Source organism: Plastoroseomonas hellenica, from assembly GCF_018129085.1.
In the GTDB taxonomy this organism is placed as follows: Bacteria; Pseudomonadota; Alphaproteobacteria; order Acetobacterales; family Acetobacteraceae; genus Plastoroseomonas; species Plastoroseomonas hellenica.
Genome location: NZ_JAAGBB010000057.1, coordinates 20,506 through 33,945 on the forward strand (window position 1 = coordinate 20,506; position 13,440 = coordinate 33,945).

Sequence of the window (13,440 nt, forward strand, 5' to 3'; positions counted from 1 at the left end):
AGTCCAGCGGGGACGCGCAAAAGCGCGGCACCGCGAATTGACATCTGCCCCGCCGCCCCGCTAACCCCGGCCCCCTCGCCACACGACCAGTCACGGAACCGAGAACGCATGGCGCTCGCCTTCGTCTTCCCCGGCCAGGGCAGCCAGGCCGTCGGCATGGGCCGCGACCTCGCCGCCGCCTTCGCGCCGGCCCGCGAGGTCTTCCAGGAGGTGGACGAGGCGCTGAAGCAGCACCTGTCCCGCCTGATGTGGGAAGGCCCATTGGAGGAGCTGACGCTCACCGCCAACGCCCAGCCGGCGCTGATGGCGGTCTCGCTGGCGGTGCTCCGGGTGCTGGTGCGGGAGGGCGGCTTCGATCTGGCGTCCAAGGTCGCGCTGGTGGCTGGCCATTCGCTTGGCGAATACTCGGCACTGACCGCCGCCGGCGCCTTCGATGTCCCAACCGCCGCGCGTCTGCTGCGGCTGCGCGGGGATGCCATGCAGAAGGCGACGCCGCCGGGCACCGGCGCCATGGCCGCCCTCCTCGGTGCCGAGCTGGAGCAGGCGCGGAGCATCTGCGAAGCCGCCGCGACCGACCCAGAGACCGGGGCCAAGGAGATCGTCCAGGCCGCCAACGACAATGGCGGCGGGCAGGTGGTGATCTCCGGCCACAAGGCGGCGGTGGAGCGCGCGATCGAAGCCGCCAAGGCCGCCGGCGTGAAGCGCGCCATGCTGCTGCCGGTCTCTGCCCCCTTCCATTCCGCCCTGATGGCGCCGGCCGCCGATGCGATGGCCGAAGCGCTGGCGGAGACGGCGATCGCGACACCCGTGGTGCCGGTGGTGGCCAACGTCACCGCTGCCAAGGCGACCGAGCCCGCCGAGATCCGCCGCCTGCTGGTCGAGCAGGTGACCGGCAATGTCCGCTGGCGCGAATGCGTCGCCGCCATGGCCGGCATGGGCGTCACCCGCTTCGCCGAGATCGGCGCCGGCCGCGTGCTGACCGGTCTGATGAAGCGCAATGCCCCGGAGGCCGAGGCTGGCGCGATCGGCACGCCCACCGATATCGAAGCCTTCCTGAAGACCCTCTAGAAGCCCGCTGAAGAAAGAGACGCCACCGATGTTCTCCCTCGAAGGCAAGGTCGCCCTGGTCACGGGTGCCACCGGTGGCATCGGGGCCGCCACTGCCCGCGCCCTGCACCAAGCTGGCGCCACCGTCGCCATCACCGGCCGCCGCGCGGCCGAGCTGGAGGCGCTGGCGGCCGAGCTCGGCAGCCGGGTCATCGTCGCCCCGGCCGACCTCGCCGATCCCGCTGCCCCGGCGGCGCTGGTCGAGAAGGTCGAAGGGGAAGGGGGCTCGCTCGACATCCTCGTGAACAATGCCGGCTTCACCCGCGACATGCTGGCGCTGCGCATGGGGGACGCCGACTGGCAGGCGGTGCTGGATGTCGATCTCACCGCGCCCTTCCGACTGGCCCGGTCGGCGTTGCGCGGCATGATGAAGAAGCGCTGGGGCCGGATCGTCTCGATCGCCTCGATCGTCGGCGTGACCGGCAATGCCGGCCAGGCCAACTACGCGGCCGCCAAGGCCGGGCTGATCGGCATGTCGAAGTCCCTGGCGCAGGAGGTCGCGACGCGCGGCGTGACGGTGAATGTCGTCGCCCCCGGCTTCGTGAAGACCGCCATGACCGATGCGCTGAATGAGGCGCAGCGGACGGCGTTGCTATCCCGTATCCCGGCCGCCCGGATGGGGACGCCCGAGGATATCGCGGGGGCCGTGGTCTACCTGGCCTCCCCGGCCGCCGCCTGGGTGACCGGGCAGACCTTGCATGTGAACGGCGGCATGGCGATGATCTGAGGTGATATTGGGGTGGGCAGCGCCCCTTGACCCCGGCCCCCCTCACAGCCTAGGCCGCTCCTTCGTTCCATGGTAAGCGCCGCCCGCCGCGGGGGATGCGCGCGAATCCGGACCTTTCAGGCCGGAAACCGTGCCGGACAGACCTCCGCGAGACAGTTCGACAGACGGTTCAGCAAGATGCGGGCCAGGCCCGCCAGATGGAGAGAGTGACCCCGATGAGCGATACCGCCGAGAAGGTGAAGAAGATCGTCGTCGAGCATCTCGGCGTCGAGGAGTCGAAGGTGACGAACGAGGCTTCGTTCATCGATGACCTCGGTGCCGACAGCCTCGACACGGTCGAGCTCGTGATGGCCTTCGAGGAAGCCTTCGGCGTCGAGATCCCGGACGATGCGGCCGAGAAGATCACGACCGTGAAGGACGCCATCGAGTACATCGAGAAGCAGAAGGCGGAATAACGCCTCGATCGCACTGACAGGCAGGGAAGAAGCAACGTGTTCCAGCACGGGTCGTCGTCGCGTCGCGTTGTCGTCACCGGCATGGGCATCGCCTCGCCGCTTGGCCTCGGCGTCGAGCGTGTCTGGAAGCGCTTGCTGAATGCCGAAAGCGGCATCACCGCCATCCAGTCCTTCGACACCAAGGACCTGCCGGCGAAGGTCGCCGGCCCGGTGCCGGCGGGGACCCGGAGCGAGGGCGGGCTCGACCTGAACGAGTGGATCCCGATCAAGGATCAGAAGAAGATGGACCGGTTCATCCAGCTCGCGCTGGTGGCCGCGTCCGAGGCGGTCGAGGATTCCGGCTGGATGCCGGAAGACGAGGACGGCCGCTGCGCCACCGGCGTCATGATCGGCTCCGGCATCGGTGGCCTCGACACCATCTACGAGACGTCCGAGACCGTTCGCGCCGGCAAGGTGCGCCGCCTGTCGCCCTTCTTCATCCCGAGCGCGCTGATCAACCTCGCCTCCGGCCATGTCTCGATCAAATACGGCTTCAAGGGCCCGAATCACGCGGTGGTCACCGCCTGCGCCACCGGCGTGCACGCGATAGGCGATGCTTCCCGCCTCATTGCGCTGGGCGATGCCGACGTGATGGTGGCGGGCGGCGCCGAGGCCACGATCAATGAGATCGGCATCGGCGGCTTCTGCGCGGCCCGTGCCCTCTCGACCGGGTTCAACGAGACGCCCGCACAGGCGTCCCGCCCCTGGGACGAGAATCGCGACGGATTCGTCATGGGCGAGGGCGCCGGCGTGCTGGTGCTCGAGGAATACGAGCACGCGAAGAAGCGCGGCGCCAAGATCTATGCCGAGGTGATCGGCTACGGCATGTCGGGCGACGCCTATCACATCACTGCGCCGCCCGATAACGGCGATGGCGCCTATCGCGCGATGAAGGCGGCGATGCGCTCCGCCCGGCTGGAGCCGGAGCAGGTGCAGTACGTCAATGCCCATGGCACCTCGACCTTCGCTGATGATGTCGAGCTCGGCGCGGTGGAGCGGATGTTCGGCGATGCCGCCCGCAGCGTCGCCATGTCCTCCACCAAGTCGGCGATCGGCCATCTGCTGGGGGCCGCAGGCGCGGTCGAGGGCATCTTCTCGATCCTCTCCATCCGCGACCAGGTGGCGCCGCCGACGCTGAACCTAGACAAGCCGTCGCGCGCGAGCGTCATCGACCGCGTCGCGAAGGAGGCGCAGCCGCGCCGGATCGAGGTCGCGCTGTCGAACAGCTTCGGCTTCGGCGGCACCAACGCCAGCATCCTCTTCCGCGGGGCGCCCTGAGCGGGGGCGAGCCAGAGGCGGCGCACGACGCCGCCCCGGCACCGCGCCCCCGGCGGCGACGCGGGTTGCGCATCCTGGCCATGGTCATCGGCGGGGTGCTGCTGCTGGCCGGTGGCGGTGCCGTCCTCGCGCTGCACCTCTACCGCAAGCCCGGCCCGCTCGCGGAGCCGGCGCAATTCGTGGTGCCGCGCGGCGGCCTCGCCGCCGTCGCGGAGGCGTTGGCCAGGGCGCGCGTCATCGGCGATCCCCGCGCCTTCACAGCCGCTGCCTGGATCACCCGCGACGAGGGGCCGGTCCGCGCCGCCGAATTCGCCTTCCCCGCCCATGCGAGCCTTGCCGATGTGCTGGAGATCCTGCGCGACGGCCGCCCCGTGCAGCGCCGCCTGACCATTCCCGAGGGGCTGACCGCCCGGCAGATCGTCGGGCTGCTGGACGGCGCCGAAGGGCTGATGGGGGAGGTATCGGCCCCCTCCGAAGGCACGGTGCTGCCCGAGACCTATGCCTATGCCTATGGCGACGCCCGCGCCGCCGTGCTGCGCCGCGCCGAGGCCGCCATGGCCCAGACCCTGGCCGAGGCCTGGGCCGGCCGCTCCCCCGACCTGCCGCTGGCCTCGCCCCGGGAGGCCCTGGTGCTCGCCAGCATCGTCGAGCGCGAGACCGGTCGTCCGGAGGAGCGGGCGCGGGTCGCCGGCGTCTTCATGAACCGGCTCAGGCGCGGCATGCCGCTGCAATCCGATCCGACCGTCGCCTATGCCGCCGCCGACGGCGCGGCGCTGGACCGGCCGCTGAGCCGGGTCGACCTCGACCGCGACCACCCCTTCAACACCTACCGCAACCGCGGCCTGCCGCCGGGCCCGATCGCGAGCCCCGGCCGCGAGAGCCTGCGTGCGGTGCTGCATCCGGAAGCGAACGACTTCCTCTACTTCGTTGCCGACGGCAATGGCGGCCACGCCTTCGCCCGCACGCTCGAGGAGCACAACCGCAACGTCGCCCGCTGGCGGGATGTGGAGCGGCAGAGGGCTGTTAGATGAGCCCTCAAGCGCCGGCGGCCGCATCCGCGGCCTTGGCTAGCGCGCTGTCAGAGTGCTCCCGGCGCGGCTGAGGTCGCGCGCGGGCCGCTTCGCGGCCCCGGAGCATCGGCTTCGCCTCGCTCCGCATGAACCGGTGGCGGTCTGCGGCCGCATTGCGCGGTTCCCCTTTAGCCGCCGCGTGCCTTGGCCGGGAAAAGCCGCATGAGTGCCGAGAGCCAGGCGGGCGGCAGTGCTCCGATGAGCCGCGCCATCGCGTAGAGGCGGCGCGGATAGGCAATACGGACCCGGCCGCGGGCAATGCCGTCGAGGGTCCGTCTTGCCGCGTCCTCGGCATCCATGAGCAGGGGCATCGGGAAGGCGTTCCGTGCGGTCATCGGGGTCCGCACATAGCCGGGACAGATGGCATGCACCCGGAGGCCGCGGGGCCGCGCTGCGCCATCCGCCGCCTCCGCCCAGGCGCGGGCGGCGAATTTGCTCGCGCAATAGGCCGGTGCGCCCGGGGCCGCGACGAAGCCGGCGATCGAGGCGATGACCGCGACCCGGCCGCGCAGCCCGTCCGGGCCGGGTTCCTGGGCGGCCATGACCTCCAGCGCCGGGATCGCGGTGTTCAGCATGCCCGTCACGTTCACCGCCATGATCGCCCGCGCCTGGTCCGCCGGCTCGCTGGCGCCGCCGGTCCCGGCCGAGACCCCGGCATTGGCGATCACGAGGTCGAGCCGCCCGGCGCCACGGATCAGCGCCTCCATCGCCGCCGCGTCCCGGACATCGACCAAGGCCTCGCGCACCGTGGCCCCGCGGGCCCGGCAGGCGGCGGCGGCCTCGGCCAGGCGGGCAGCATCCCGCCCGGTCAGGCAAAGTGCTGCACCCGGGGCGGCCAGCGCCTCCGCCAGCGCCCGTCCGAGGCCGGAAGAAGCGCCGGTGATCAGCGCCGCGCGCCACGGGTAGACAGCCATCCCTTGCATCCCTTCCCGCGCCGGTGGAAAAGCCGGACATGTCGACACGCCTCGCCTCCATGACCGGCTTCGCGCGCGCTGCGGGCACGCTGCCCGATGGCGCCTCCTTCGTGTGGGAAATCCGCAGCGTCAACGGCCGCAACCTCGAGACCCGGCTGCGCCTGCCGAACGGGCTCGACGCGCTGGAGCCGGCGCTGAAGGACGCGACCGCCAAGCGGCTCCGCCGCGGCAATGTCTCCGCGACGCTGACCGTGAAGCGGGAGGAGCGGGCACCCCGCCTCACCCCTGATCCGGCGGCGCTGGAGCAGGCGATCAAGCTGGCCCTCGACCTTGCCGCCCGCATCCCGGGCGCGCCGCCGCCGCGTGCCGAGGCGCTGCTGACGCTCCCGGGTGTATTGCGCGCCGAGGTCGCAGAGCCCGAGGAAGGTGCCGAGGACGCGAAGCGCGCCACCATCGCCGCCGGCTATGCGGAAGCGCTGGCCGGCCTCGAGGCGTCCCGCCGCGCGGAGGGGGAGAAGCTCTCCGCCATCCTGGGCGCGTTGCTCGACGAGATCGCCGCGCTCTGCACCGATGCGGCGCGGGAGGCGGTCCTGCAGCCTGCTGCCCAGAAGGCGCGGCTGCTGGAGCAGCTTGCGGCGCTGCTCGATGGCGACCGCCGCGTACCGGAGGAGCGGCTCGCGGCCGAGGTCGCGCTGCTCGCCGGCAAGTCCGATGTGCGGGAGGAGCTGGATCGGCTCGGTGCCCATCTCGAGCAGGCGCGCGCGCTGCTGGCCTCGGGCGAGGCGATCGGCCGCAAGCTCGATTTCCTCACCCAGGAATTCGTGCGTGAGGCGAATACGCTCTGCTCGAAATCCGCGACCGTGGCGCTGACCCGCATCGGCCTCGACCTGAAGGCCGCGATCGAGCGGCTGAAGGAGCAGGCGGCGAATGTCGAGTAACCCGTCCGATCGCGGAGCGCCGAAGGGCGCGGAGCGTGAATCGGACGGGCAGACCATGTCGTCCGATCGCGGAGCGCCGAAGGGCGCGGAGCGTGAATCGGACGGGCAGACCATGCCTCGAAGGGGCGTCTGCCTCGTCATCGCGGCTCCCTCCGGCGCCGGCAAATCCTCGGTCGCGCGCGCATTGCTGGACAGCGAGCCGGCGCTCGCGCTTTCGATCAGCGCCACCACGCGCGCGCCGCGGCCCGGCGAAGCCGAGGGCGTCCACTACTTCTTCCGCAGCGAGGCGGAGTTCCTCGCCATGGTCGAAGGCGACGAGATGCTGGAGCATGCCGCGATCTTCGGCCGGCGCTACGGCACGCCGCGCGCGCCGGTGGAAGTGGCGCTCGCCGCCGGGCGGGACGTGCTCTTCGACATCGACTGGCAGGGCCATCGCCAGCTCCGCGACAAGCTCCCCGGTGATGTCGTCGGCCTCTTCCTGCTGCCGCCCTCGCTCGCGGAGCTGGAGCGGCGCCTGGCCGGGCGCGGCCAGGACAGCGCGGGGGAGGTGGCTCGCCGCATGGCCGCGGCCCGCGACGAAATCGCGCATTGGGCCGAGTTCGACCATGTGCTGATCAATCGGGACTTCGTCGAGACCGTCGCCTCGGCGCGCGCCGTGCTGCACGCCGCGCGCAGCGCCGCAGCGCGCCAGCCGGGCCTTGCGGATTTCGTATCGCGGCTCTCGGCCTGACGCCGCGTGGGCATCATCCTCGAAGTCGTCGCGCCGGTCTTCGCGATCATCGCGATGGGCTTCGTTACCGCGAAGCGCAACTGGATCAACGAAGCCGGCTTCCGCGGCCTCAATGATTTCTGCTTCTCGCTCGCGGCGCCGGCGCTGCTCTTCGCCGGCGGCACCGCCGGGCATGTCGGTGCCGGCCCCGCCGCCTTCGCCTTCTTCACCGGCGCGCTGATCCTGTTCGGCGCCGCGCTGCTGATCGCGCGCCGCGGCCTTGGCCAGCCCTTCGGCGAGGCCGGCTTCTTCGCCCTCAATGCCTCCTACGGCAACACCGTCATGATGGGGCTGCCGCTGGTCGCGGCCGCCTATGGCCAGGCCGGGCTCGCGATCCTGGTCGGCATCCTGGCGCTGCATTCGCTGGTGCTGCTCGGGCTCGCGACCATCGTCGCCGAGATCGGCATCAACGCGCATGCGCCCTGGCGGCGCGTGCTGCGCGCCTCGCTCGGCGGCATGGCGCGCAATCCGATCGTGATGTCGCTGCTGCTGGCGATGGTCGTGAGCCAGCTCGGCATCCCGGTGCCGGCGGCGCTCCGCCGCATGCTGGAACTGCTGGGCGGGGCGCTGCCGCCGGCCGCGCTCTTCGTGCTCGGCGGTGGGCTCGCCGCCTTCGACCCGAAGCGGGCCGGCGGCGAGGCGGCGCTGCTGGTGCTGCTGAAGCTGCTGGCGATGCCCGCCTTGGTCTGGGGCTGCTGCCGGCTGTTCGGCCTTGGCCCGCTCGAGACCGCGGTCGCCGTCACCGCCGCCGCCATGCCGACCGGAGCCAACGCCTTCCTGCTGGCGCGCCGCTATGGCGGGGATACCGGCGGTTCGGGCGCCGTGGTGCTGATCTCGACCCTGCTCTCGATCGGCACGCTCGCTCTCTTGCTGGGCTGGTTCCGGGACGGCTGAAGGCTTCCCGGCCGGCCGAATGTTTTCGGGCGCGGATTCGAGCGTTTACCTTGATTACTTTGCCAGCATGAGAAACATTTCGCCCTGCACCACAAGGCGCGGAGGGCGAAGGCGATGGGCGATGGCCTGGCGCTGCAGTTGTGGCGTCTCCTTCCGATCGAGCCGACGGCCATGCCCGAGGTCTGGGCCTGCAGCCGCTTCAATGGCTGCTGTGAGGTGGTCGCCCGGAATGAGCGCCAGGCTCGGCTGCTGGCGGCCGGCGCCTTCTGCCTGCCGGTGGCGCCGGAGCATTGCAAGGCCGTCTGCCCCTGGCTCAGCCCGACCTATGTCCTGGCCGAGCTCGCTGCCCAATCGGTGCCGGGCCCGGCCGGCGTGGTGCCGCTCGGGCTCGGCCCGGTCGTGCTGAGCGCGGCCGCGGGCGAGGCTTCATGATCAGCGCGCCGCGACCAGCCGTGCGAGGCGGTCGAACTCCGCGACGCTGAGGGTTTCCGCGCGCCGCTCGCCGGCGATCTCCGCCGCGCGCAACAGCCCTTCCGCGTCACCGAGCGATTTCAGGGCGCCGCGCAGCATCTTCCGGCGCTGGCCGAAGGCCGCGGCGGTGACGCGCTCCATCGCCGCGAACAGCGCCGGCGGTGGCGCCTCCGCATGCGGCACCAGCCCGACCACTGCACTCCAGACCTTGGGCGGCGGGCTGAAGGCGCCCGGCGGCAGGCGCATCAGCAGCGCGCAGCGGCAGCGCCACTGCGCCAGCACCGCCAGCCGTCCGTAATGCTCGCTGTCCGGTGCGGCGGTGATGCGCTCCGCCACCTCCTGCTGGAACATCAGCACCATGCCCTCGAGCGCGGCAGCGGCACGGAGCCAGCCGACCAGCAGCGGCGTGCCGACATTGTAGGGCAGGTTGGCGATGATCACCCTCGGCGCCGGCAGCAGCTCTGCTGGATCGATGCGCAGCGCATCACCCTCGATCACCCGGAGCCGGCCGGGATGCGCGGCCTCCAGCTCGGCGAGCGCCGCGATGGCGCGCCGGTCGAGCTCGACCGCGGTCACATCGGCGGCCGCCGTCGCCAGCAGGGCCCTGGTCAGCCCGCCGGGGCCGGGCCCCACCTCCAGCACATGGCGTCCTGCAAGGTCGCCCGCCTGGGCCGCGATCCGCGTGCAGAGCGCGGGATCGAGCAGGAAGTGCTGGCCGAGCGATTTCCGTGCATCCAGCCCATGCCGCGCGATGGTCTCGGCAAGCGAGGGCAGTGGCGTCGCGGTCACGGGGCCGCTGTCGGGCAGGTCAGAGCCCGTTTGGGAATGGCGCGGTGGCGGGCTGGCGAGGCATTTTTCGCTCCTGTCGTGTCGGGCGACGCAGCCGATGCTGGTTGCATCGGCGAGGAGGCCGGCGCGGCAGGGGCGGAAAAGGACCGCCAGAGCGCCCCGCGGCCATTCTCAAACGGGCTCTCAGCCCCGGCGCTCGGCGGGGGCTGAGGCCGGGCGCGCGGTGTCGCGCATCTCCACCTGGGCGCGGCGGCGCAGGTCGCGCTGCAACTGACGCGACAGGAGCTCGACGCGGTCGCGCAGGAGCTGGCCGCGGACCTGCTCCGGCGTGATCTCGGCAAGGTTCCGGCTCTCGCGGGAGCAGACCATGATCACGATCACGCCCTCCGGCGCGATGATCGGCTCCGAGGCCCGGCCCGGCGCCAGCCCGGACAGCAACTGCCGGAATTCCGGCGGATTGACCTGCTCCAGCCGGATCGGGCCGGGATCGGCCGGGCGCGGGCTGCCGCGGGCCGCGGCTTCCATGGCATCGCAGCCGCGGGCGCTGCCGGACAGGGCGCGGGCGCGCTCCACGACCTGGATCTGCTGCGGGGTCGGGAACTGCGGGTTGAGCGGCGTCGGGAAGGGGGTGAAGACCTGCCGCGCCGAGAGGATGGTCGCGTTGTCGCGCCCGCTTTCCCGGCGCTGGCGCAGTGCCACGATCTGCCAGCCGCCCGGCACCCTGACCGCGTTGCTGACCGCGCCGGGCGGCATCTGGGTCACCAGCCGCGTGATCGCGGGGTCGAGCTGATCGGCCTTCACCCAGCCAAGATCGCCACCCTGCAGCGCGGTCTGCGCCTGGCTGAACTGGGTCGCCGCCACCGGGAAGGGGAGGCCGCGGCGCAGTCGTCCGACCACGTCCTCGACGAAGGCCTGGGTCTCGGCGGTCTTGGCGGGGTCATCGACCGGGATGAAGATCTCGGAGACCAGGAATTCCGGCTCGCCGATGCGCGCGCGGGCGGCGTTCAGCGCCTCCTGCACCTCGCTGTCGGCGGGCTGGGCCTGCGGGCCCAGCAATGCGCGCAGCAGCCGGCTCCAGCCGATCTGCACGCGGACCTGGTCGTACATCACCCGCGGTTCGATATTGGCGCGGCGCAGCTCGCCAACCAGCCGCCCGCTCGGCATGCCGTTGCGGGCCTCGATTTCGCGCATCGCCTCGGCGATCTCTTCGTCGGTCACCGCGATGCGGCGGCGGTTGACCTCCTGCAGGCGCAGCCGCTCATCGACCAGCAGGCGCAGGATCTGCGCATCCATGCCCTCCGCTGCGCCTTCGGTGCCGCGCAGGCCGGAGGTGAGAGCAAAGAGCCGGCGGCGGCTCTGCACGTCGGAGCGGCTGATCACGTCGCCATTGACCACCGCGAGGATGCGGTTGCTGCCGGCACTGGGCGCCTGGGCTTGGGCGACGGCCGGCGAGGCCGAGCCCCGCTGCGCCAGCGCGGGCGTCGCGGCAAAGGCCACGCCAAGGGCGAGAAGGGGCAGAAGCCGGGGATGCATCATGGCCATGGGGCGCTGTCATAACCTCCGTTGCGGGCGGGATGCCAGCCACGGCTGCGGAAGGGAAGCCCCTTCGCAGCGGAATCGGGCGTTTTTGCAGCGCACCCTCCTTCGCCGAGGCTTCGGAGGCGAGCGCCACGCGGCCGTAGGCCGCCATCAATTCCGGCGGGGCGAGCGAAGCGATGCCCCGGGGCCGCGAATGCGGCCCCGCGCGCGACCGACCGACGCCGCCAGTGCTCCGCCGACAGCGCGGTAGCCAAGCCGGCGGATGCCGGCGCCGGCGTCTGAGGACTCAAATAGCCCTAAACCCGAAATCACCCACGGTCTTCAGGGTCAGGCGGATCAGCAGCAGCGTGCTCGATGCGTATTCGCTGTTGGTCGTCGGGTCGACCGCGTAGCGGTGGACGAAGCGGCCCTCCAGGATGAAGCACTCATCCTCATAGGCGGCGCTGGCCGCCACCGAAACCGGCCGCTGGATGCCGATATCGTAGCGGCCGGAGGCGCTGACGCGCCAATTCTGCCCGATCCGCTGGGTGACGCCGAGCGACACTTCCTCACGGTCGCGGACCGGGTTGAGGTAGGGGGCGGCGGTCGCGAAGAGATAGCCGGCGGACACCGCGGTCGGGCCCCGGGTCACGGTCGCCGAGGCATCGATGAAGCGGCGCTCCCCGGTATCGGCATCGAGCCGGGTGCGGCCGAGGAAGGTCAGCCAGGGCACCGGCGAGAGCCGGAGCCGCCCCACCCAGTCGCTCTCGCGATTCTCGAGGCCGGAGCCGGTGTAGAAGGGCCCGCCGTCGCCCGCGATGCGGAAGGACCGCCCGGCCAGCGCCTCGACCTGGCCGCCATTCGGGAAATACCAGGCGCCGCGCATCGCGGCGTCGATGCGGGTGCCGCCCTCCTGGCGGTCGCGGCCGACGAAGCGGTTCAGCTCGAAGAGGTTGGCGTCGGTGAATTCGAAATCGAGGCTGTCTTCGTTCGGCACCCGGATCTGGCTGCCGGTGTTCGGCCCGGTCACGATCTGCACGCGGGGCTCGATCATCTGGCTGCCCCAGTCGCCGGCGCTCCTGACCAGCGGCAGCCGCCAGTCGAGGGCCATGCGGATATTCGCCTGGGTAGCCGTGCCGGAGCCGGCGACGCCGGTCACGAAGTTCGGCGCCATGTTCAGCTTGTCGTAGGAGTATTGGGCAAGGTCGCCCTGGGCGCGGAAGGTGAAGGCCGAGCCGGTGACGCCTTCCACGAAGGGCAGCTCGTAGGTCATCCGGGTCGAGGCGCGCCTTGTGTCGGTGCCGGTGTCGCGGAAGATCGCGAAGTTCCAGGTGTCGATGGTGAAGGTGCCGCCGATGCCGTCCCGCATCACGTAGTCGGCATAGGTGTTCGGCAGCACATAGGGCGTTACCGACAGGTCGTCGGTCGTGCTCAGCCCCTGGTAGGCACGGCCGTCGATGCGCGCATAGCCGTCCGCTCCCCAGAAGCCTTCGACGAAGGCGGAACTCGACAGCACGCGTCGGGCATCGTAGCGCCAGGTGCGCAGATAGGTCTCGGACGAGGCGCGGTTGAAGTCAAAGCCGGTGCGCCAGTTCTCGTCGAGCGAGAAACGGCCGCGGCTGAAGATGTGGCCGACGAAGCCGCGGCTCTCCGTGCCATCGTCGGTGCCGGAATTGTAGCCGAGCGAGCCCGCGACCTGCAGTTCGCCGGAATTGAAGCGGCGCCGGTACTCGAGGCCGAGATTGGGCACCTGCCGGGTGGAGATGGTGGGGCTGACCTTCAGATCCTGGCTCTCGTCGATCGCCCAGTAATAGGGCAGCTCCAGGAAGCCGCCGAGGTAGCGCGTGATGCCGAAGGTGGGGCTCAGAAAGCCAGACTGGCGCGGCGCCGAGCCGTCCGGATGCTGCAGATAGGGCGTGTAGAGCAGCGGGATGCCGGCGAATTCGACGCGTGCGTCGCGGTAGCGCACCTGGCGGTTCGTCTGGTCCCAGGTCGCGACGCGCGCGCGGAGCTGCCAGAGCGGCGGCGCCAGCGGATCGTCCTGGCAGAGGTTGCAGCTCGAATAGGTGACGCGGGCGAGGTCGAAGATCGTGCCATCGGTGCGCCGCGCGCCGGCCGCCGCCATGCGTCCGTTCTGCGCCAGCAGCGCCCGCAGCCCTTCGACCACCGCGTTGCGCATGTTGTTCGACAGCACGGCGCTGTCGGCGAAGATCACCTGGCCGTCGGCTTCCAGGACCTGCACATTGCCGCGCACCGTCGCGACACCGGTGTTGCGGTCATAGGTGAATTCGTCGGCGCGCAGGATGCGGTCACCCTGCCAGGCCTCGACCCGGCCGCGCGCGGTGACCAGCGCTCGGTCGCGGTCGTATTCGACCTCATTGGCGGTGAAGGTGACCGGCTCGTTCCTGCTCGGCTGCCCCGTGCGGCGGCCACCGGGCAGCGCCGGCGTGCCGGCTGCGGGCGGCGCCGCG

The 13,440-nt window shown here is 71.4% G+C and carries 13 protein-coding genes; 9 read left to right on the forward strand and 4 right to left on the reverse strand.

The features are described from left to right. Window positions 1–108: 108 nt before the first annotated feature. The 5 genes from fabD (at window position 109) to mltG (ending at window position 4,637) form a co-directional block, all read left to right on the forward strand. The gene (fabD, locus tag GXW71_RS29120) at window positions 109–1,068 is read left to right on the forward strand and encodes an ACP S-malonyltransferase (RefSeq protein WP_211856226.1); all 960 of its coding nucleotides are present in this window, start codon (window positions 109–111) and stop codon (window positions 1,066–1,068) included. Window positions 1,069–1,096: 28 nt separating this feature from the next. Beyond that, window positions 1,097–1,834 (forward strand): 3-oxoacyl-[acyl-carrier-protein] reductase, encoded by a 738-nt coding sequence (gene fabG / locus GXW71_RS29125; protein ID WP_211856227.1) that lies wholly within the window; start codon window positions 1,097–1,099, stop codon window positions 1,832–1,834. A 215-nt stretch (window positions 1,835–2,049) separates the two neighbouring features. Further along, window positions 2,050–2,289 (forward strand): acyl carrier protein, encoded by a 240-nt coding sequence (locus tag GXW71_RS29130; protein ID WP_211856228.1) that lies wholly within the window; start codon window positions 2,050–2,052, stop codon window positions 2,287–2,289. A gap of 36 nt (window positions 2,290–2,325) precedes the next feature. Beyond that, on the forward strand, window positions 2,326–3,606 hold the full coding sequence (fabF, locus tag GXW71_RS29135; protein WP_211856229.1) for a beta-ketoacyl-ACP synthase II: 1,281 nt from the start codon (window positions 2,326–2,328) through the stop codon (window positions 3,604–3,606). 65 nt (window positions 3,607–3,671) lie between these two features. Next, the gene (gene mltG / locus GXW71_RS29140) at window positions 3,672–4,637 is read left to right on the forward strand and encodes an endolytic transglycosylase MltG (protein WP_246526990.1); all 966 of its coding nucleotides are present in this window, start codon (window positions 3,672–3,674) and stop codon (window positions 4,635–4,637) included. A 167-nt stretch (window positions 4,638–4,804) separates the two neighbouring features. Here the strand turns inward: mltG and GXW71_RS29145 are convergent, their stop codons facing one another. Continuing rightward, the gene (locus GXW71_RS29145; RefSeq protein ID WP_367617393.1) at window positions 4,805–5,590 is read right to left on the reverse strand and encodes an SDR family NAD(P)-dependent oxidoreductase; all 786 of its coding nucleotides are present in this window, start codon (window positions 5,588–5,590) and stop codon (window positions 4,805–4,807) included. 38 nt (window positions 5,591–5,628) lie between these two features. Here GXW71_RS29145 and GXW71_RS29150 point away from each other — a divergent pair, with 38 nt between their 5' ends. From GXW71_RS29150 to GXW71_RS29165, 4 genes are all read left to right on the forward strand, one after another. Then, window positions 5,629–6,528: a YicC/YloC family endoribonuclease gene (locus tag GXW71_RS29150; protein ID WP_211856231.1), complete on the forward strand. Its 900-nt coding sequence runs from the start codon at window positions 5,629–5,631 to the stop codon at window positions 6,526–6,528. Between the two features lie 112 nt (window positions 6,529–6,640). Beyond that, a complete protein-coding gene (gene gmk, locus GXW71_RS29155) occupies window positions 6,641–7,258 on the forward strand; it encodes a guanylate kinase (protein ID WP_211856232.1) in 618 nt (205 codons plus the stop codon). 6 nt (window positions 7,259–7,264) lie between these two features. Next, window positions 7,265–8,191 carry an AEC family transporter gene (locus GXW71_RS35555; RefSeq protein WP_211856233.1) on the forward strand — a complete coding sequence of 309 codons (927 nt, stop codon included), beginning with the start codon at window positions 7,265–7,267 and terminating at the stop codon, window positions 8,189–8,191. A gap of 114 nt (window positions 8,192–8,305) precedes the next feature. After that, window positions 8,306–8,623 carry a hypothetical protein gene (locus GXW71_RS29165; protein ID WP_211856234.1) on the forward strand — a complete coding sequence of 106 codons (318 nt, stop codon included), beginning with the start codon at window positions 8,306–8,308 and terminating at the stop codon, window positions 8,621–8,623. Here GXW71_RS29165 and rsmA read toward each other — a convergent pair whose 3' ends face one another. The 3 genes from rsmA to GXW71_RS29180 form a co-directional block, all read right to left on the reverse strand. Continuing rightward, entirely contained in the window at window positions 8,624–9,451 is an 828-nt protein-coding gene (gene rsmA, locus GXW71_RS29170; protein WP_211856235.1) for a 16S rRNA (adenine(1518)-N(6)/adenine(1519)-N(6))-dimethyltransferase RsmA, read from the reverse strand. A gap of 183 nt (window positions 9,452–9,634) precedes the next feature. Beyond that, complete coding sequence (locus GXW71_RS29175; RefSeq protein ID WP_246526991.1) at window positions 9,635–10,993, reverse strand: peptidylprolyl isomerase; 1,359 nt, start codon at window positions 10,991–10,993, stop codon at window positions 9,635–9,637. Window positions 10,994–11,276: 283 nt separating this feature from the next. After that, on the reverse strand, window positions 11,277–13,440 hold a 2,164-nt coding region (locus GXW71_RS29180; protein ID WP_367617394.1), incomplete at its 5' end, for an LPS-assembly protein LptD.